Source organism: Streptomyces sp. ALB3 (assembly GCF_044385685.1).
Taxonomy (GTDB): domain Bacteria; phylum Actinomycetota; class Actinomycetes; order Streptomycetales; family Streptomycetaceae; genus Streptomyces.
In genome coordinates, this window is sequence record NZ_JBISCE010000003.1 from 106643 (window position 1) to 124397 (window position 17755).

At 71.1% G+C, this 17755-nt stretch carries 18 protein-coding genes; 11 read left to right on the forward strand and 7 right to left on the reverse strand.

Translation table 11 applies throughout. The features are described 5' to 3' along the window. The first annotated feature begins 15 nt into the window (after positions 1 to 15). Both ACHFIV_RS02400 and ACHFIV_RS02405 read left to right on the forward strand, forming a co-directional pair. A complete protein-coding gene (locus tag ACHFIV_RS02400; RefSeq protein ID WP_398962724.1) occupies positions 16 to 168 on the forward strand; it encodes a hypothetical protein in 153 nt (50 codons plus the stop codon). 99 nt (positions 169 to 267) lie between these two features. Further along, positions 268 to 540 carry a DUF1876 domain-containing protein gene (locus tag ACHFIV_RS02405; RefSeq protein ID WP_203182026.1) on the forward strand — a complete coding sequence of 91 codons (273 nt, stop codon included), beginning with the start codon at positions 268 to 270 and terminating at the stop codon, positions 538 to 540. Between the two features lie 172 nt (positions 541 to 712). Here ACHFIV_RS02405 and ACHFIV_RS02410 read toward each other — a convergent pair whose 3' ends face one another. After that, positions 713 to 1927, reverse strand: a complete 1215-nt coding sequence (locus ACHFIV_RS02410; RefSeq protein WP_398962727.1) for a THUMP-like domain-containing protein — start codon at positions 1925 to 1927, stop codon at positions 713 to 715. Between the two features lie 90 nt (positions 1928 to 2017). Here ACHFIV_RS02410 and ACHFIV_RS02415 point away from each other — a divergent pair, with 90 nt between their 5' ends. The 3 genes from ACHFIV_RS02415 to groL all read left to right on the forward strand — a co-directional run bounded on the left by ACHFIV_RS02415 (position 2018) and on the right by groL (position 5275). After that, positions 2018 to 2956, forward strand: a complete 939-nt coding sequence (locus tag ACHFIV_RS02415; protein ID WP_398962730.1) for a polysaccharide deacetylase family protein — start codon at positions 2018 to 2020, stop codon at positions 2954 to 2956. 286 nt (positions 2957 to 3242) lie between these two features. Beyond that, positions 3243 to 3551, forward strand: a complete 309-nt coding sequence (groES, locus tag ACHFIV_RS02420; protein WP_185299054.1) for a co-chaperone GroES — start codon at positions 3243 to 3245, stop codon at positions 3549 to 3551. A 98-nt stretch (positions 3552 to 3649) separates the two neighbouring features. After that, entirely contained in the window at positions 3650 to 5275 is a 1626-nt protein-coding gene (groL, locus tag ACHFIV_RS02425) for a chaperonin GroEL (protein ID WP_398962733.1), read from the forward strand. 90 nt (positions 5276 to 5365) lie between these two features. Here the strand turns inward: groL and ACHFIV_RS02430 are convergent, their stop codons facing one another. Together ACHFIV_RS02430 and ACHFIV_RS02435 are read right to left on the reverse strand one after the other, a co-directional pair. After that, positions 5366 to 6139 carry an SDR family NAD(P)-dependent oxidoreductase gene (locus tag ACHFIV_RS02430; RefSeq protein WP_398962736.1) on the reverse strand — a complete coding sequence of 258 codons (774 nt, stop codon included), beginning with the start codon at positions 6137 to 6139 and terminating at the stop codon, positions 5366 to 5368. 102 nt (positions 6140 to 6241) lie between these two features. Continuing rightward, complete coding sequence (locus ACHFIV_RS02435; RefSeq protein WP_398962739.1) at positions 6242 to 6952, reverse strand: MOSC domain-containing protein; 711 nt, start codon at positions 6950 to 6952, stop codon at positions 6242 to 6244. 82 nt (positions 6953 to 7034) lie between these two features. Here ACHFIV_RS02435 and ACHFIV_RS02440 point away from each other — a divergent pair, with 82 nt between their 5' ends. After that, a complete protein-coding gene (locus tag ACHFIV_RS02440; protein WP_398962742.1) occupies positions 7035 to 7925 on the forward strand; it encodes a LysR family transcriptional regulator in 891 nt (296 codons plus the stop codon). Between the two features lie 118 nt (positions 7926 to 8043). Here ACHFIV_RS02440 and ACHFIV_RS02445 read toward each other — a convergent pair whose 3' ends face one another. Continuing rightward, entirely contained in the window at positions 8044 to 8373 is a 330-nt protein-coding gene (locus ACHFIV_RS02445) for a WhiB family transcriptional regulator (protein ID WP_398962745.1), read from the reverse strand. A 433-nt stretch (positions 8374 to 8806) separates the two neighbouring features. Between ACHFIV_RS02445 and ACHFIV_RS02450 the strand changes: the two genes are divergently transcribed. The 4 genes from ACHFIV_RS02450 (at position 8807) to ACHFIV_RS02465 (ending at position 13239) form a co-directional block, all read left to right on the forward strand. Next, complete coding sequence (locus ACHFIV_RS02450) at positions 8807 to 9418, forward strand: response regulator transcription factor (protein WP_003948568.1); 612 nt, start codon at positions 8807 to 8809, stop codon at positions 9416 to 9418. 377 nt (positions 9419 to 9795) lie between these two features. Then, positions 9796 to 10371 carry a sigma-70 family RNA polymerase sigma factor gene (locus tag ACHFIV_RS02455; RefSeq protein ID WP_398962748.1) on the forward strand — a complete coding sequence of 192 codons (576 nt, stop codon included), beginning with the start codon at positions 9796 to 9798 and terminating at the stop codon, positions 10369 to 10371. 136 nt (positions 10372 to 10507) lie between these two features. Continuing rightward, a complete protein-coding gene (gene guaB, locus ACHFIV_RS02460; RefSeq protein WP_398962751.1) occupies positions 10508 to 12010 on the forward strand; it encodes an IMP dehydrogenase in 1503 nt (500 codons plus the stop codon). A gap of 104 nt (positions 12011 to 12114) precedes the next feature. Further along, positions 12115 to 13239, forward strand: a complete 1125-nt coding sequence (locus ACHFIV_RS02465; protein WP_397698882.1) for a GuaB3 family IMP dehydrogenase-related protein — start codon at positions 12115 to 12117, stop codon at positions 13237 to 13239. A gap of 103 nt (positions 13240 to 13342) precedes the next feature. On the opposite strand, the gene ACHFIV_RS02470 is transcribed toward ACHFIV_RS02465, so the two are convergent. The 3 genes from ACHFIV_RS02470 to ACHFIV_RS02480 form a co-directional block, all read right to left on the reverse strand. Next, entirely contained in the window at positions 13343 to 13543 is a 201-nt protein-coding gene (locus ACHFIV_RS02470) for a hypothetical protein (RefSeq protein ID WP_398962755.1), read from the reverse strand. A 157-nt stretch (positions 13544 to 13700) separates the two neighbouring features. Further along, the gene (locus ACHFIV_RS02475) at positions 13701 to 14414 is read right to left on the reverse strand and encodes a hypothetical protein (protein ID WP_398962757.1); all 714 of its coding nucleotides are present in this window, start codon (positions 14412 to 14414) and stop codon (positions 13701 to 13703) included. Positions 14415 to 14528: 114 nt separating this feature from the next. After that, on the reverse strand, positions 14529 to 15791 hold the full coding sequence (locus tag ACHFIV_RS02480; protein WP_398962760.1) for a nucleotide sugar dehydrogenase: 1263 nt from the start codon (positions 15789 to 15791) through the stop codon (positions 14529 to 14531). A gap of 255 nt (positions 15792 to 16046) precedes the next feature. Between ACHFIV_RS02480 and ACHFIV_RS02485 the strand changes: the two genes are divergently transcribed. Then, on the forward strand, positions 16047 to 17753 hold the full coding sequence (locus ACHFIV_RS02485) for a glycerol-3-phosphate dehydrogenase/oxidase (protein ID WP_398962762.1): 1707 nt from the start codon (positions 16047 to 16049) through the stop codon (positions 17751 to 17753). The last annotated feature ends 2 nt before the right edge of the window (positions 17754 to 17755 follow it).

The window sequence follows — 17755 nt, forward strand, 5'->3', positions numbered from 1 at the left end:
GCGCCGGGCGTTCCGATGGCTGAAGGACGGGTACGGGCTGTCCTGGCAGATCGTCCCCGTGCGCTCCCCGAGCTGCTGGGAGGCCCCGGCCGGGCCGGGGCGGGCCGGGTGACGAAGGCGATGTGGGGCATGCGCGAGCTGGACGTCCAGGCCCGTCAGGACGCCTGAGCGCGGCCCTCGGGAGCGGCCCGGGCGGGGCGGTGCACGCCGTGCGCGGGCGGCCGGAGGGGCGCACCCTGGAAACAGGACTCCCGGGAGGTGACCGACATGATGGAGACCACGGTCGGATGGCACATCGAGCTGGAATTCGAGGAGGACACCCACCGCACACGCGCCGCCGCGATGGTGCGGCTGAGTGACGGCACCGAGGTACGCGCTCACGGGTACGCCAGCCGCCACCCGTCCGACGCGCAGCAGCCGAGGGTGGGCGAGGAGATCGCCGGTGCCCGCGCGCTGAACGAACTGGCGATGAAGCTGCTCACCAAGGCGCACGACGAGATCGACGAGGCCTCCGGCCGCACGTCGTACCCGCTGACCTGACAACGGACGGTTCCCCCGGCGGCCGCCGGGGCCGGTCAGCAGACGTACCGGCCGGTGGGCCGGGCCTGACCGCACCGGCCCGCCTCGACAAGGCGTTCAGGCACGGTGCCGGGTGCTGCGGGCGCGCGTCGGGGCGCCGGTCGGCGACCCGCCGGTGACGGCGGACGCCTGATCAGCCGCCCCCCACCGGCTGCCCGATCAGCATCGTCGGGGCCCCGGCCACCCGGGTCAGGAAGACCGTGGCCGCGTGCGGCCCCTGGAGCTTCATCTTCCGGCGCAGTTCCTCCGGTTCGACCGGCGAGCCGCGCTTCTTGACGGTCAGGACGCCCACCTGCCGCTCCCTCAGCAGTGCTTTCAGCTTCTTCATGTTGAAGGGCAGCTGATCGGTGATCTCGTACGCCGACGTGGTCTCGGACGCGTACAGGGTGTCGCTCGTGACGTAGGCGATCGTCTCGTCGATCAGCCTGCCCCCGCAGAGTTCGACCACGCGGGCCACCAGATGGGCCCGGATGACCGCGCCGTCCGGTTCGTACAGGTACCGGCCGACGGGACCGACCGGCGGCGGGGGGAGCGGGCCGTCGGAGGTGAGGGTCGTGCGGGACGGGAGCAGCGTGGCACGGAAGGCGCCGGGCGTGAAGCCGTCACCGAACCAGAGCACGGCTTCCTTCACGTCGCCGCCGTCGGAGATCCATTCGGCCTCGGCCCGTGGCTCGATGGCCTCGTGCGGGACACCCGGAGCGATCTTCAACGCGGCGCGGGGCGCCTTCAGTGCCGCTCCGGTCGCCCAGGAGAGCGGCGGCGAGTAGGCCTCCGGGTCGAAGATCCTGCCGCGTCCGCCCCGCCGCGCCGGGTCGACGAAGACCGCGTCGTACGGCGAGGTGTCGATCTCCGTGACGTCGGCGCACCGGACCTCGACGAGGTCCTGGAGCCCGAGCGCCTCGGCGTTGGCACGGGCGACCTCGGCGGTGAGCGGATCGCGGTCCACCGCCAGGACCGCCGTTCCCGCGCGGGCCAGGGCGATCGCGTCGCCGCCGATGCCGCAGCACAGATCGGCCACGCTCCGTACGCCCAGCGCCGCGAACCGCGCGGCGCGGTGGCCGGCTACCGAGGTGCGCGTCGCCTGCTCGACGCCGGCGGGGGTGAAGAACATGCGGTGGGCGTCGGCCGCCCCGAACTTCGCCACCGCGCGCTGCCGCAGCCGCGCCTGTCCGAGCGCCGCCGACACCAGGGCGGCGGGGTGGGTGCGGCGCAGCCTGGTCGCGGTCGCCAGCTCCCGGGCCGGGTCGTGGTCACGCAGCTCTTCGAGGAGCGCGGCGCCCTCGGGGGTGCGCAGGGCGGCGAAGGAGGCGAGCGGGTCGGCCTGACCGGCAGGAGGAAGGGCGTTCACGGGTCCATTGTGAGCCAGTCGGGGGACGCGGCGGGCCCGCCGGAGGTGTCGCCGGAGACCGCCGGCGCCCCGGTGGCAGGATGCGGCGCCATGCAACTAGTACGACAAAAGGAAAATACCCCCGCGAAGCGTCGCGGAACGGTCCGAGCGGTCCTGGCCGCCCTGCTGGTCGGCGCCGCCGTCTCCGGATGCGGGGACGGCGCGGGAGGCGGCGGCGAGGACCGGCGGAAGCCGGTCGCCGGGCAGCCGGGCGCCGCCGCCGCGCAGCCGGGGGGTCCCGCGGCGGCCCGGGCGGAGCGCGTGCGGCGGGAACAGGCCGCCCGCGCCGTCGCCGCGAAGAAGTGGGGCCTGGCGAAGGTGCCGCTCGCCGCCCCGGCACCGCCCGCCGTGAAGCCCCGCATCACCACCCGTGAGGGCTTCGAGGTGGAGGGCGGGGAGACGCTACCGCCGGTGTTCACCACCGTGCCCACCAAGGAGCGGGTCGTCTTCCTGACGATGGACGACGGGGCCGAGAAGGACCCCGAACTGCTGCGGATGATGACGGAACTGAGGATCCCGTACAGCGCCTTCCTCAGCGACTACGTGGTGAGCGACGACTACGGCTACTTCAAGGACATGCAGGCCAGGGGCGTCACCCTGAGCAACCACACACTCAACCACCGCTATCTCCCGGGGCTTTCGAAGGCCGAGCAGCGGCGGGAGATCTGTGGCGAGCAGGACAAGATCGAGAAGCACTTCGGCGCACGCCCCACCCTTTTCCGGCCGCCGTACGGCAACTACAACGGCGACACCCTGCGCGTCGCCGCGTCCTGTGGGATCAAGGCGGTACCGCTGTGGGCGGCCGAGGCGTTCCCCGACCACATGGAGTGGCGCGAGTGGGACCAGGACCTGCACCCCGGCGACATCATCCTCACCCACTTCCGGGGCCGTGAGGACTGGGAGGGATCCATGACCGACATGATTCGCCACGTCATGAAGACGGTCACGGACAAGGGTTACGCCGTGGCCAGACTGGAGGACTACGTCTGACGCGGCCGTCCGGACGCCGGGACACGCCGGTGCGGAACACCGCGGCGGTCTCCCCCGTTGTCCGGGGGTGCGCCGGTCCCGCGACGCCACGCGAGGGTGGTGAATTGGCACTCCGCTTGACCGAGTGCTAATCGCGGCCATAGTCTCAGTGCTGGCACTCCCCGATGGAGAGTGCCAGCACAACTGCGCGACAGGGCAGGTCCGGCACCCGCGACGACGGATCGGTCCGGTCGCCACCCCACAGACTGTTAAACCCCGTGAGATCTCCGAAGGGGGAGACCGGATCGTGTCGACCACCAGCACCAAGGTTGCGATCAAGCCGCTCGAGGACCGCATTGTGGTCCAGCCGCTCGACGCCGAGCAGACCACGGCTTCCGGCCTGGTCATTCCGGACACCGCCAAGGAGAAGCCCCAGGAGGGCGTCGTCCTGGCCGTGGGCCCGGGCCGCTTCGAGAACGGCGAGCGCCTTCCGCTCGACGTCAAGACCGGCGACGTCGTTCTGTACAGCAAGTACGGCGGCACCGAGGTGAAGTACAACGGCGAGGAGTACCTCGTCCTCTCGGCCCGCGACGTTCTCGCGATCGTCGAGAAGTAATTCACCCACGTTTGCTTGTGTTCTGCGCCCCTGGCCCCCTGCGAAATAACTAGCCGGGTGGCGAGGGGCGCAGTTCGTTTGAGAGGACAGCTCAGCCCATGGCGAAGATCCTGAAGTTCGACGAGGACGCCCGTCGCGCCCTTGAGCGCGGCGTCAACAAGCTTGCCGACACGGTGAAGGTGACGATCGGCCCGAAGGGCCGCAACGTCGTCATCGACAAGAAGTTCGGCGCTCCCACCATCACCAACGACGGCGTCACCATCGCGCGCGAGGTCGAGCTCGACGACCCGTACGAGAACCTCGGTGCCCAGCTGGTGAAGGAGGTGGCGACCAAGACCAACGACGTAGCGGGTGACGGCACCACCACCGCCACCGTGCTCGCCCAGGCCCTCGTGCGCGAAGGCCTGCGCAACGTCGCCGCCGGCGCGTCCCCGGCCGCCCTGAAGAAGGGCATCGACGCCGCCGTGAAGGCCGTGTCCGAGGAGCTCCTCGCGACCGCACGCCCGATCGACGACAAGGCCGACATCGCCGCCGTGGCCGCGCTGTCCGCACAGGACCCGCAGGTCGGCGAGCTCATCGCGGACGCGATGGACAAGGTCGGCAAGGACGGTGTCATCACCGTCGAGGAGTCCAACACCTTCGGTCTGGACCTCGAGTTCACCGAGGGCATGGCCTTCGACAAGGGTTACCTGTCCCCGTACATGGTGACCGACCAGGAGCGTATGGAGGCCGTCCTCGACGACCCGTACATCCTGATCCACCAGGGCAAGATCGGCTCCATCCAGGAGCTGCTCCCGCTCCTGGAGAAGGTCATCCAGGCCGGCGCGTCCAAGCCGCTCCTGATCATCGCCGAGGACGTCGAGGGCGAGGCGCTCTCCACCCTCGTCGTCAACAAGATCCGTGGCACCTTCAACGCCGTCGCGGTGAAGGCCCCGGGCTTCGGTGACCGCCGCAAGGCCATGCTCGGCGACATCGCCACCCTCACCGGTGCGACCGTCATCGCCGAGGAGGTCGGCCTCAAGCTCGACCAGGCCGGTCTCGACGTGCTGGGCACCGCCCGCCGTGTCACCGTCTCCAAGGACGACACGACCATCGTCGACGGCGGCGGCGACCCCGCCGACGTCAAGGGCCGGGTCAACCAGATCAAGGCCGAGATCGAGTCCACGGACTCCGACTGGGACCGCGAGAAGCTCCAGGAGCGCCTCGCGAAGCTGGCCGGCGGCGTGTGCGTGATCCGTGTCGGTGCCGCCACCGAGGTGGAGCTCAAGGAGAAGAAGCACCGTCTGGAGGACGCCATCTCCGCGACCCGCGCCGCGGTCGAGGAGGGCATCGTCTCCGGTGGTGGTTCCTCCCTGGTCCACGCCGTCAAGGTCCTCGAGGGCAACCTCGGCAAGACCGGCGACGAGGCCACGGGTGTCGCGGTCGTGCGCCGCGCCGCCGTCGAGCCGCTCCGCTGGATCGCGGAGAACGCGGGCCTCGAGGGCTACGTGATCACCGCGAAGGTCTCCGAGCTCGACAAGGGTCAGGGCTTCAACGCCGCGACCGGCGAGTACGGCGACCTGGTGAAGGCCGGCGTCATCGACCCGGTCAAGGTCACCCGCTCCGCCCTGGAGAACGCCGCGTCCATCGCGTCGCTGCTGCTCACGACCGAGACCCTGGTCGTCGAGAAGCCGGCCGAGGAAGAGGCCGACGCCGGTCACGGCGGCCACGGCCACTCCCACTAGTACGGCCCCGTACGCCACCGAGGCCCGGTACCCCCGTCGCGGGGGCACCGGGCCTCGGTGTTCCCGGCGCCGGTCTCCGGGTACTGCCGCCTACTTCGGGCCGTACGTCCGGCCCGCGCGGGAGGTGACGCCCCCGAGGATGCTGCGGGGCGTCAGCTTCACCAGACCCATCAACGCCTTGTAGCGCGGGTCCGGGACGGAGACCGTCCTGCCCCGGGCCAGGTCCGCCAGGGCCGCGGCCACCAGCTTGTCCGCGTCGAGCCACATCCAGTCCGGGATGTCGCCCGTCCCCATGCCGGCCCGCTCGTGGAACTCGGTCCGCACGAAGCCCGGACAGAGCGCCATCAGCCGCACACCCGAACCTGCCAAATCCTTCGCGGCGCCCTGGGTGAACTGCACGACCCACGCCTTCGACGCCCCGTACGTCCCCCGGGGCAGGAAGGCCGCGACCGAGGCCACGTTGACCACCCCGCCCCGACCGCGCTCCCGCATCGAGCCCGCCGCGGCCGAGGTCAGCCGCAGCACCGCCTCGCAGTGCACCTTCAGCATCGTCAGTTCATCGGCCATCGGCACGTCCAGGTAGCGCCCCTTGTTGCCGAAGCCCGCGTTGTTCACCAGCAGGTCGACAGGGCTCACACGGTCCGTCAACCGCGCTGCGACCGCCTCGATCCCGGCGTCCGTGGACAGGTCGGCCGTCAGTACCTCGGCCTCGATGCCGTGTCCGTCGTGCAGCTCCGTGGCCTGGGCCCGCAGCCGCTCGGTGTCGCGGGCCACCAGCACCAGGTTGTGCCCGTCACCCGCGAGCCGCCGCGCGAAGGCGGCCCCGATCCCCGCCGTCGCGCCCGTAATCAATGCAGTCGTCATAGGCGGCACGTTAGTGCCCACGTCAGCGGGCGGCGGACCCGCCTTCCGTCCCGGCCTCCGCGCGGGGCCGGAAGCAGCGCGGCGCGGGGCGCCACCGCACCCTCACCCCCGGCCGGCCCCACCCGTGGCGGGCGGCGCCTGGACGCCGGACCCCCGCTTCGCCACGTACTCCCGTGCCGCGCGCAGCGTCTCCGCGTGCAGTGCGTCACCGGCGTCCAGAACGCTCGGCAGCAGCTCCCGCTCCGTGGTGGCCGCCCGGAACGCCAGGGCGGCGGTGATCCGGTGGCCGGGCACACGCACCACCTCGACCGGGTCCCCCGAACGGATCGTCCCCGGTGTGATCACGCGGAGGTAGGCGCCCGTGGCCCCTTCCCGGGTGAACCGCTTCACCCAGCCCCGCTCGCCCAGGTGGCCCGCGAACGTACGGCACGGGATGCGGCCCGACGTCACCTCCAGCACCAGCTCGTCGCCGATCCGCCACCGCTCACCGATCAGCGCGTGGCTCACGGTGAGGCCGGACGTCGTGAGGTTCTCGCCGAACGAGCCGTTGGGGAGCGGGCGGCCGAGCTCCCTCTCCCAGACGTCGAGCTCCTCCCGGGCGTACGCGTACACGGCCTGGTCCGTCCCGCCGTGGTGCCGCAGATCGCACACCGCGTCGCCGGAGAGACCACTGCCGCCGCTGCCCTTGGGGCCCGGGTCCGAGACCCGCACGGGGCCCTCGGACGGCAGTTTGCCGATTCCGGTGAGGCCGCTGGGCCCGTCCGTGTGGGGGGAGGGCGTGGGGCTGCCGACGTTCACAGTGAGCACCTTCATGACCGGACACACTAATCGCGAGCTCCTCAAAGCTGCTTGCGATTATTCGCCCGGCGATGCAACAGTCGCTTATGGTTGAGGAGTGATCGAAGCCCGTCATCTCCGTGTCCTGCGTGCCGTGGCCACCACCGGCTCGTTCTCCGCCGCCGCACGCGAGCTGGGCTGTACGCAGCCGGCCGTCAGCCAGCAGATGAAAGTGCTGGAGAGCTCGGCGGGCACCCCTCTGCTGATCCGTACGGGGCGCGAGATGCGGCTCACCCAGGCGGGGGAGGCGCTGGTGCGCCACGCGTCCGGCATCCTCGCCGGGCTGACCGCCGCGGAGGAGGAGGTCGCCGCGATCGCGGGGCTGCGAGCAGGCCGGGTCCGGCTCGTGTCGTTCCCGAGCGGGAGCTCCAGCCTGGTCCCCGGCGCTCTCGCGGCACTTCGCGCCGCCCATCCCGGCACCCAGGTGTCGCTGGTGGAGGCCGAGCCGCCGCGCTCGGTGGAGATGCTGCGCGACGGCGACTGCGACATCGCACTGGCGTTCCGCTACGGGACGACCGGCGGCGAATGGGACGACCTGGTCGTGCGCCCGCTGCTCAAGGACCGGCTCGTCGGGCTCGTCCCCGAGGGCCACCGGCTGGCGGGGACGGAGGCGGTGGGCATCGGGGAGCTGGCCGACGAGTCGTGGATCGCCGGGTGTCCGCGCTGCAGGCGTCAGCTGGTGGAGGTGTGCGAGGACTCGGGCTTCACCCCGAGGATCGACTTCGCGACGGACGACTACCCGGCGGTGATCGGCCTCGTCGGAGCGGGTCTCGGTGTCGCCGTCCTGCCCGAGCTGGCCCTCGAGTCCGTACGGCCCAAGGGGGCGCGGACCGTGACGGTGGAGCCGGCCGTGGAGAGGGAGATCGTGGCCCTCACCCTGCCCGACCTCGCCCGGGTGCCGGCGGTCGCGGCGACCCTGGACCAGCTGTCCCTGGCTGCCGCACGCTGACGGTCCGGTCCGGCGCACACCGACCGGCCCCCGGCCCCCCGCTCCGTGGCGCGCGGTTCCGGCGGCGATGCGCCAGGCAGGAAGAAACGTTTCTGTATTCGAATGGACCCTGCGGAGGTCAGGTGGGACCGGCCTCCGGGGCGGGTCCCGTATGGGCGGAGATCAGACGGTTGCGGGCGCGGCCCATGAGCTCCTCGCGCTCGTCCTCGGTCAGGCCGCCCCAGACGCCGTACGGTTCCCGGACGGCGAGCGCGTGCGCGGCGCACTCGGCGCGCACCGGGCAGCGCATGCAGACCTCCTTCGCAGAGGTCTCACGAGCGCTCCGGGCTGCTCCGCGTTCCCCTTCGGGGTGGAAGAACAGTGAACTGTCGACCCCACGGCAGGCGGCCAGCAGCTGCCAGTCCCACAGGTCCGCGTTGGGTCCTGGAAGGCGGGAGAAATCTGCCATTGCGTGTCCCCTCGAAACCTTGCTGGTTCGGAAACGGCATCCTCGACCGTTGTCGCTCGACCGGTGTTGTCGATGACCGGAGTCCCGACGGTACATCTACGGTGTTAGTAGATGTAAATATGACTGATTGCGAATCTAGCCTCAGACGCCAGCAAAAGGGAAGAAAACCCGCTAAATGGGGCAGGTCGTCGGGTGAGGGTTCAGTTGACGGGTGAAGGAACCCGTGTCGTTCTCCTCCGTACACGGCACCTCACTTAGAGTGCCGAACCGGATGCTTTGGCCCGTAACTCTTTCGAGTGACCGTCGTTGTTGAGGGGGAGGCGGTTGACGGAGAACGAGCTCGGGCAGATGTCCGAGGGGGTCAACCGCTCAGGTGACGACTTGTATCAGCCTGGAGGCTCAAGGTGACGCGCATCAGCTGCGGAGGGCGGTCATGACATCCGTCCTCGTCTGCGACGACTCCCCGCTTGCCCGAGAAGCGCTCCGCCGCGCGGTTGCGACCGTGCCCGGCGTCGAGCGTGTGACGACGGCGGCCAACGGCGAGGAGGTCCTCCGCCGCTGGGGGGCCGACCGTTCGGATCTGATTCTGATGGACGTACGCATGCCCGGCCTCGGGGGGGTCGAGACGGTCCGGCGCCTGCTCTCGGCCGACCCCGGAGCCCGGATCATCATGCTGACCGTCGCCGAGGACCTGGACGGTGTCGCGCTCGCGGTCGCCGCCGGGGCCCGCGGCTACCTGCACAAGGACGCCTCCCGTGCGGAGCTGCGCGCCACCGTGACCCAGGCGCTCGCCGACCCGACGTGGCGGCTCGCCCCGCGCCGGCTGCGGTCGGCGGAGATGGGCGCGGCGCCGACGCTCACCGCGCGGGAGATCCAGGTGCTCGAAGGCATGAGCCACGGCCGTTCGAACGCGGAGATCGGGCGTGAGCTGTTCCTCTCCGAGGACACGGTGAAGACGCACGCGAGGCGTCTGTTCAAGAAGCTCGGGGCCTCGGACCGGGCGCACGCCGTCGCGCTCGGATTCCGCTGGGGTCTGGTCCGCTGATGCCGCGACGCGGCAGGTAGCCCGTTGTTCCCGTCCGCAGGCCGGCGGACGGGGCGACGGTGGCGGCGGACCTGCGGCCGGGCCCTCCCCACCAGCGCTATGTGACGCTTCCTGGCCGATGCCGCATCCTTGGGGTTGTGGAGTTCCTCGGGGAACATTCGGTCGAGCGGAAGGGGAGGGCGCAGGACATGACATCCGGCGCACCCGCTCAGAACGCTGGCTCACCCGCCCGCGACGCCGACGGCGCGCGGGCAGACGCATGTGCCGACCGCTCCGACGTGCCCGTCGGACCAGTCGGCACACCCGCTGATAACGCTTCGGTGCACAACTCGGGACGCGATGCATCGGACCGGACGCCGTCAAGGCACCATGGTCTGATGCGTGAGGACGGGACGACGGTGATCGGTGCTCTGGTGCACCGTGCGGTCGACGGTGACGCGCAGGCAACGCACGACCTGCTGGCCCACGTCCACCCGCTGGCCCTGCGCTACTGCAGGTCGCGGCTGAACCGGCTGCCCGGTGATGCCCGTCACTTCGTGGAGGACCTGGCGCAGGAGGTCTGCGTGGCGGTGCTGATGGCGCTGCCGCGCTACAGGGACACCGGCAGGCCCTTCGAGGCCTTCGTCTTCGCCATCGCCGGCCACAAGGTCGCCGACCTCCAGCGCGCCGCGATGCGGCACCCCGGATCGACGGCCGTGCCGTCGGACGAGATGCCCGAGCGGCCCGACGACTCACTCGGCCCGGAGGAGCGGGCGCTGCTGAGCAGCGACGCGGCCTGGGCCAAGAAGCTCCTCGCCAATCTTCCGGAGAACCAGCGCGAGCTGCTGGTCCTGCGGGTCGCGGTCGGACTGACCGCGGAGGAGACCGGACAGATGCTCGGAATGTCCCCGGGCGCCGTCCGGGTCGCCCAGCATCGCGCGCTCAGCAGGCTGAGGGCCCTCGCGGGCCAGTAGAGGACCGGTTCCGGAGGCTTCCGGGATGTGGAGGAAGCCACAGAACCGCTAGGTGATCTTGCTCGTGGAATGAGACACCCCGCGAGGCCGTTAGCATGGACATCCGCACCGATCAAGGCCATTTGGGGAAGGTGTCATGACTGCAAACGTCGACGGAGTGCCCGAGAAATTCGCGACGCTCGGGCTGACATACGACGACGTGCTGCTGCTGCCGGGCGCATCTGACGTGCTGCCCAACGCGGTCGACACCTCGTCGCTCATCTCGCGGAACGTGCGGGTGAACATCCCGCTGCTCTCCGCCGCGATGGACAAGGTGACCGAGGCCCGGATGGCCATCGCCATGGCCCGGCAGGGCGGTGTCGGCGTGCTGCACCGCAACCTCTCGATCGAGGACCAGGTCAACCAGGTCGACCTGGTGAAGCGGTCCGAGTCCGGCATGGTGACCGACCCGATCACCGTGCACCCGGACGCGACGCTCGGCGAGGCCGACGCCCTCTGCGCGAAGTTCCGCATCAGCGGAGTGCCGGTCACCGACCCCGCGGGCAAGCTCCTCGGCATCGTGACCAACCGTGACATGGCCTTCGAGTCGGACCGGACGCGCCAGGTGCGCGAGGTCATGACGCCGATGCCGCTGGTCACGGGCAAGGTCGGCATCTCCGGTGTCGAGGCGATGGAGCTGCTGCGCCGCCACAAGATCGAGAAGCTGCCGCTGGTCGACGAGGCCGGCCTCCTCAAGGGCCTCATCACGGTCAAGGACTTCAAGAAGGCCGAGCAGTACCCGAACGCCGCCAAGGACGCCGAAGGCCGGCTGCTGGTCGGCGCGGCCGTCGGTGCCAGCCCCGAGGCGCTCGACCGCGCCCAGGCGCTCGCCTCGGCCGGGGTCGACTTCCTGATCGTCGACACCTCGCACGGCCACAACAGCAACGCCCTCAACTGGATGGCGAAGATCAAGTCGGCCGTGGCCGTGGATGTGATCGGTGGCAACGTCGCGACCCGTGACGGCGCCCAGGCACTCGTCGACGCCGGCGTGGACGGCGTCAAGGTCGGTGTCGGACCCGGTTCGATCTGTACCACCCGTGTGGTCGCCGGCATCGGCGTCCCGCAGGTCACCGCGATCTACGAGGCCGCGCTGGCCGCGCGCGCGGCGGGCGTCCCGGTCATCGGCGACGGCGGCCTGCAGTACTCGGGCGACATCGGCAAGGCCCTGGTGGCAGGCGCGGACACGGTGATGCTCGGCTCGCTGCTCGCCGGTTGCGAGGAGTCCCCGGGTGAGCTGATGTTCATCAACGGCAAGCAGTTCAAGTCGTACCGCGGCATGGGTTCGCTGGGTGCGATGCAGTCCCGTGGGCAGGGCCGCTCGTACTCGAAGGACCGCTACTTCCAGGCCGAGGTGTCCTCCGACGACAAGCTCGTCCCCGAGGGCATCGAGGGCCAGGTGCCTTATCGCGGCCCGCTGGCCAACGTGCTGCACCAGCTCGTCGGCGGTCTCCGCCAGACGATGGGGTACGTGGGCGCGGCCTCGGTCGACGAGATGGAGAGCAAGGGCCGCTTCGTCAGGATCACCTCGGCGGGCCTCAAGGAGAGCCACCCGCACGACATCCAGATGACGGTCGAAGCGCCGAACTACAGCAGGAAGTAAGACATCAGCGCAGATGAGGGGCGGACCGGGGTTCCCGGGACCGCCCCTCATGTGTGTGTCGGGGATACTGGTCAGCGCAGACGTAGAGGAAAGGCCACACCATCGTGACTGAGATCGAGATCGGGCGCGGCAAGCGCGGTCGGCGGGCATACGCGTTCGACGACATCGCTGTCGTGCCGAGCCGGCGTACCCGTGACCCGAAGGAGGTCTCGATCGCCTGGCAGATCGACGCCTACCGTTTCGAGCTGCCCTTCCTGGCCGCGCCCATGGACTCGGTGGTCTCTCCGCAGACCGCCATCCGCATCGGCGAGCTGGGCGGCCTCGGCGTCCTCAACCTCGAGGGGCTGTGGACCCGGCACGCCGACCCGCAGTCCCTCCTCGACGAGATCGCCGAGATGCCGGTCGAGGCCGCCACCCCGCGCCTCCAGGAGATCTACTCCGCCCCCATCCAGGAGGAGCTGATCGGGCAGCGGATCAAGGAGGTGCGCGACTCCGGAGTCGTCACCGCCGCCGCGCTGTCGCCGCAGCGCACCGCGCAGTTCTCCAAGGCCGTCGTCGACGCGGGCGTGGACATCTTCGTCATCCGCGGCACGACGGTCTCCGCCGAGCACGTCTCCAGCGCGGCCGAGCCGCTCAACCTGAAGCAGTTCATCTACGAGCTGGACGTCCCGGTCATCGTCGGCGGCTGTGCCACGTACACCGCCGCCCTCCACCTGATGCGCACCGGTGCGGCGGGCGTCCTCGTCGGTTTCGGCGGCGGCGCCGCGCACACCACGCGCAACGTCTTCGGCATCCAGGTCCCCATGGCGACGGCTGTCGCCGACGTGGCGGGTGCCCGCCGTGACTACATGGACGAGTCCGGCGGCCGGTACGTGCACGTCATCGCGGACGGCGGCGTCGGCTGGTCCGGCGACCTGCCCAAGGCGATCGCCTGCGGCGCGGACGCGGTGATGATGGGCTCCCCGCTGGCCCGTGCCACGGACGCGCCCGGCCGCGGCCGGCACTGGGGCATGGAGGCCGTCCACGAGGACGTGCCGCGCGGCAAGCTGGTCGACCTGGGCTCCGTCGGTACGACCGAGGAGGTCCTCACGGGCCCCTCGCACAGCCCCGACGGCTCGATGAACATCTTCGGCGCGCTGCGCCGGGCGATGGCCACCACGGGCTACAGCGACCTCAAGGAGTTCCAGCGCGTCGAGGTGACGGTGGCGGACTCGCAGCACAGCCGCTGACCCTCACGGGTGGGAAGGGGGCCTGGACACCGCCGGTGTCCAGGCCCCCTTCCGCGTGCCCGGCGCGCCCTGGACACCCTGGTGGACGTCAAGTACCTCGGGCTCAGACGGGCAAGGACTGCACCGCGATCGTCCGGGGACGCGGCCCCATGGCCCTCACCCTCACGAACCTCGAGACGGTGAGCAACACCAGGAGCTCCTCGTTCGACGTCACCGCGGGCCCGGTGTCGGCCGCGGTCGGCTTCGACGTGACCACGTCGCGGACGAAGAGCATGTCCGGCAGCTGGACGGTCCCGAAGAACAAGTCCGGGACCTTGAAGGCCTACCCCGTCCACAACGGCTCGCAAGGCTGTCGGCTACGAGTACAAGCACTCCGCGAAGTGGACGGAAGGGGCCCGGCGCGAGCGCCGGACCCCTTCCCCGGTGCCGGCGTCCGCCGGTTCACCGTCGCGGTGGCGGCCTCAGGCCGCGGTCTTCCTCGCCAGGGCGAAGCCCTCGAAGCCGGCGACACCGAGGAAGACGACGGTCATGAAGTCCGCCTCCTCCTTCCACACCTGCACCAGGTCGCCCAGCCGGGAGGTGAGGACCTCCAGAGCGCCCACCGGGTCGGGGCCGGCCTCCGACCACCAGCTGATGATCAGGGCGAAGCCGAAGAGCTGGCCGAGGAAGACGCCGGCCAGGGCGAGCGGGATGCCGAGGACCGGCAGGACGGGATTGCGCCCGCCGACCTTACCGAGGGCGACTCCGACGAGGGCGCCGACGCCCAGGGCCGCCCAGCCGATCTGTGTGTAGCTGCCGTCCTCGTCGGCGAGAGCACGCATCAGGCCGCCGTAGACGAGAGCGCCCACGAGGGCGGCGGCGATCCCCGCGGCGATCCCGAGCCCGACGTTGTTGCGAGCCGGGGCCTGCGGCGGGACCGGGGCGTACGGAACGCCGCCCTGGCCGGCGAACGGGTTACCCGTCGGCGCGCCGGGCTGCTGGCCCCCATACGGGTTGCCCGTCTGTGCGCCGGGCTGCTGGCCGGCGTAGGGGTTGCCCGTCTGTGCGCCGGGCTGCTGGCCTGCGTACGGGTTGCCGGCCTGGGCGGGCTGCTGGCCCGCGTACGGGTTGCCGTCTGCCGGCTGTCCGCCGTGGGGCTGCTGCGGTGGGTTCGGCGGCTGCGCGGGCTGGCTCATTCGGGTGTTCCCCCCTGGGACGGTGCGCACGGGTGTGCGAGAAGTGACGCCGCAGGCTAGCAGCCCGTGCGGACATGTCCCACCGGCAATTCCGGCGGGCACGTCCGGGCGGAGTCACAGGCGGTGGGCGGCCCCCGCCGGAGTGGCTCCCCGGGTGTCCAGGAGGAGCTGGGCCTTCACCGCGAGCCCTTGGAGGTCGTACGTGCGGTGATGCTGGAGCAGCACCGTCAGGTCGGCCCCGGCGGCGGCCTCGTAGAGGGAGTCGGCGCGCGGGACGGGCAGGTCGCGCACCCGCCAGTCCAGGACGTGGGGGTCGTGGTAGCCGATCTGGGCGCCCATGTCCATCAGCCGGGTCGCGATCTCGCGGGCGGGCGAGGCCTCCTGGTCGGCGAGGTCCGGCTTGTACGTGACGCCCAGCAGCAGCAGCCGGGCACCCCGGACGGATTTGCCGTGCTCGTTCAGCAGGGTGGCGCAGCGCTGGATCACATAGCTCGGCATGCGGTCGTTGATCTCCTTGGCCAGCGAGACCATGCGCAGCGGGTGGCCGGGCGTGCGGCTGTTGTAGGGGAAGTAGCCGGGGTCCACGGGGGCGCCGTGGCCGCCGACGCCGGGGCCCGGGCGGAACGGCTCGAAACCGAACGGTTTGGTCTCGGCGCACCTGATGACGTCCCAGAGGTCGACGCCGAGGTCGTGGCAGAGCACCGCCATCTCGTTGACCAGCGCGATGTTGACGTGCCGGAAGTTCGTCTCGAGGACCTTCGTCATCTCCGCCTCGCGCGGCCCGCGGGCCCGGACGACCTTGTCGGTGAGCCGGCCGTAGAAGGCGGCGGCCGATTCGGTGCAGGCGGGGGTGAGGCCGCCGATGACCTTCGGGGTGTTGCCGTACACATGGGTGCGGTTGCCGGGGTCGAGGCGGCCGGGGGAGTGGGCGAGGTGGAAGTCCCGTCCGGCGCGCAGCCCGGAGCCGTCCTCCAGCAGGGGGCGCACGACGTTCTCGGTGGTGCCGGGCGGCACGGCCGACTCCACCAGCACGGTGGTGTGCGGCCGCAGACGGGCGGCGAGCGCCCGGGCCGCGTCGGTCACGGCGCCGAGGTCGAGGGTGCGGTCCGGTCCGAGCGGGGTGGGGGCGCAGATGGCCGCCGTGCGCACCCGGCCCAGCTCGGCCGGGTCGGCGGTGGGACGGAAGCCCCCTGCGACCATCCGCCGGATGTCGGAGGCGCTGAGAGATCCCTCGACCGGAGTACGGCCCGCGGACAGTTCCGCGAAGGGGCGTGGGTCGGTGTCGTAGCCGACGGTGTGGATCCCCACGCCGACGGCTGCTTGGGCGAGGGGCAGGCCGAGGTGACCGAGTCCGATGACGGCGAGGTCTGCGGGCATGTGGGCCGTCCTTTCCCTAAGGCCAAGAGACAGAAAGTGCAACTGCTGGGGACAGCGCAATGTCAGACTAGGCGTAAATATGACCTATATGTCGCATTCTGTGTCTCGTGTGGGGCGGGTGTTGTCCACAGGCGGTGGCTGAAGTCGCGGACCACGGACAGAATCGAGTGGTGGGCACGGGCGCCCCGGCCCCCCGGCCGGTCCCCGCTCCCGTGCCGTACCACCCCGATGCACCGGGATTACCGGGAGGCAGCAGTGAGGACAGCGACACTGGGACCCGCGGAGCGCGCAGCAGCGCTGACCGCGATGGCCGAGCGCGAACTGGACGTCCTGGTCGTGGGAGCCGGCGTGGTCGGCGCCGGGACCGTGCTGGACGCGGCGACCAGAGGGCTTCTCACCGGACTGGTCGAGGCGCGCGACTGGGCGTCCGGGACGTCCAGCCGGTCGAGCAAGCTGATCCACGGCGGGCTGCGCTATCTGGAGATGCTGGACTTCGCGCTCGTACGGGAGGCACTGAAGGAGCGCGGACTGCTGCTGGAGCGGCTGGCACCGCACCTGGTGAAGCCCGTGCCCTTCCTCTACCCGTTGCAGCACAAGGGCTGGGAGCGGCTGTACGCCGGATCCGGGGTCGCGCTGTACGACGCGATGTCGGTGTCCTCGGGTCACGGCCGCGGGCTGCCCGTGCACCGGCACCTCTCCCGCCGCCGCGCCCTGCGGGTCGCGCCCGCCCTCAAGAAGGACGCCCTGGTCGGAGCCCTGCAGTACTACGACGCACAGATGGACGACGCCCGCTATGTGGCGACCCTGGTGCGCACAGCCGCGGGGTACGGCGCGCACGTCGCCAACAGGGCACGGGTGACCGGCTTCCTGCGGGAGGGCGAGCGGGTCGTCGGCGCCCGCGTGCAGGACGTCGAGGGCGGCGGGGAGTACGAGGTCAGGGCCAAGCAGGTGGTCAACGCGACCGGCGTGTGGACGGACGACACCCAGGCGCTGATCGGCGAGCGCGGACAGTTCCACGTCCGGGCGTCGAAGGGCATCCATCTCGTCGTGCCCAAGGACCGCATCCACTCCTCGACCGGGCTCATCCTGCGGACCGAGAAGTCCGTGCTCTTCGTGATCCCGTGGGGCAGGCACTGGATCATCGGCACGACCGACACCGACTGGGACCTGGACAAGGCCCATCCGGCGGCGTCCAGTGCCGACATCGACTACCTGCTCGAACACGTGAACTCCGTGCTCAACACCCCGCTGGGCAGGGACGACGTCGAGGGCGTCTACGCAGGGCTCCGCCCCCTGCTGGCCGGCGAGTCGGACGCCACGAGCAAGCTCTCGCGCGAGCACACGGTCGCCCACCCGGCGCCCGGGCTCGTCGTCGTGGCGGGCGGGAAGTACACGACGTACCGGGTGATGGCGAAGGACGCCGTCGACGAGGCGGTGCACGCGCTGGACCAGCGGGTGGCGGACTGCGTCACGGAGGACATCCCGCTGCTGGGAGCCGAGGGGTACCGCGCCCTGTGGAACGCCCGCGCCAGGATCGCGGCCCGCACCGGACTGCACGTCGTCCGGGTGGAGCACCTGCTCAACCGGTACGGCTCGATGACCGAGGAGCTCCTGGAGCTCGTGCGGGGCGACTCGTCGCTGGGCGAGCCGCTGGCGGGCGCCGAGGACTACCTGCGCGCCGAAGTCGTCTACGCCGCCTCGCACGAGGGGGCCCGGCACCTCGACGACGTCCTGACGCGGCGCACCCGGATCTCCATCGAGACCTTCGACCGGGGCACCCGCTGCGCCCGCGAGTGCGCCGACCTGATGGCGCCGGTGCTCGGCTGGGACACGGACCAGGTCGAGCGCGAGGTGGAGCACTACCGCAAGCGGGTGGAGGCGGAGCGGGAGTCCCAGCGACAGCCGGACGACCAGACGGCGGACGCCGCGCGGCTGGGGGCGCCGGACATCGTGCCCCGCTGAAC

Coding starts and splice junctions, on each gene's coding strand:
- ACHFIV_RS02400 (WP_398962724.1), top strand. CDS start 16: ATGGCTGAAGGACGGGTACGGGCTGTCCTGGCAGATCGTCCCCGTGCG.
- ACHFIV_RS02405 (WP_203182026.1), top strand. CDS start 268: ATGATGGAGACCACGGTCGGATGGCACATCGAGCTGGAATTCGAGGAG.
- ACHFIV_RS02415 (WP_398962730.1), top strand. CDS start 2,018: ATGCAACTAGTACGACAAAAGGAAAATACCCCCGCGAAGCGTCGCGGA.
- groL (WP_398962733.1), top strand. CDS start 3,650: ATGGCGAAGATCCTGAAGTTCGACGAGGACGCCCGTCGCGCCCTTGAG.
- ACHFIV_RS02430 (WP_398962736.1), bottom strand. CDS start 6,139: ATGACGACTGCATTGATTACGGGCGCGACGGCGGGGATCGGGGCCGCC.
- ACHFIV_RS02435 (WP_398962739.1), bottom strand. CDS start 6,952: ATGAAGGTGCTCACTGTGAACGTCGGCAGCCCCACGCCCTCCCCCCAC.
- ACHFIV_RS02445 (WP_398962745.1), bottom strand. CDS start 8,373: ATGGCAGATTTCTCCCGCCTTCCAGGACCCAACGCGGACCTGTGGGAC.
- ACHFIV_RS02450 (WP_003948568.1), top strand. CDS start 8,807: ATGACATCCGTCCTCGTCTGCGACGACTCCCCGCTTGCCCGAGAAGCG.
- ACHFIV_RS02455 (WP_398962748.1), top strand. CDS start 9,796: ATGCGTGAGGACGGGACGACGGTGATCGGTGCTCTGGTGCACCGTGCG.
- guaB (WP_398962751.1), top strand. CDS start 10,508: ATGACTGCAAACGTCGACGGAGTGCCCGAGAAATTCGCGACGCTCGGG.
- ACHFIV_RS02475 (WP_398962757.1), bottom strand. CDS start 14,414: ATGAGCCAGCCCGCGCAGCCGCCGAACCCACCGCAGCAGCCCCACGGC.
- ACHFIV_RS02480 (WP_398962760.1), bottom strand. CDS start 15,791: ATGCCCGCAGACCTCGCCGTCATCGGACTCGGTCACCTCGGCCTGCCC.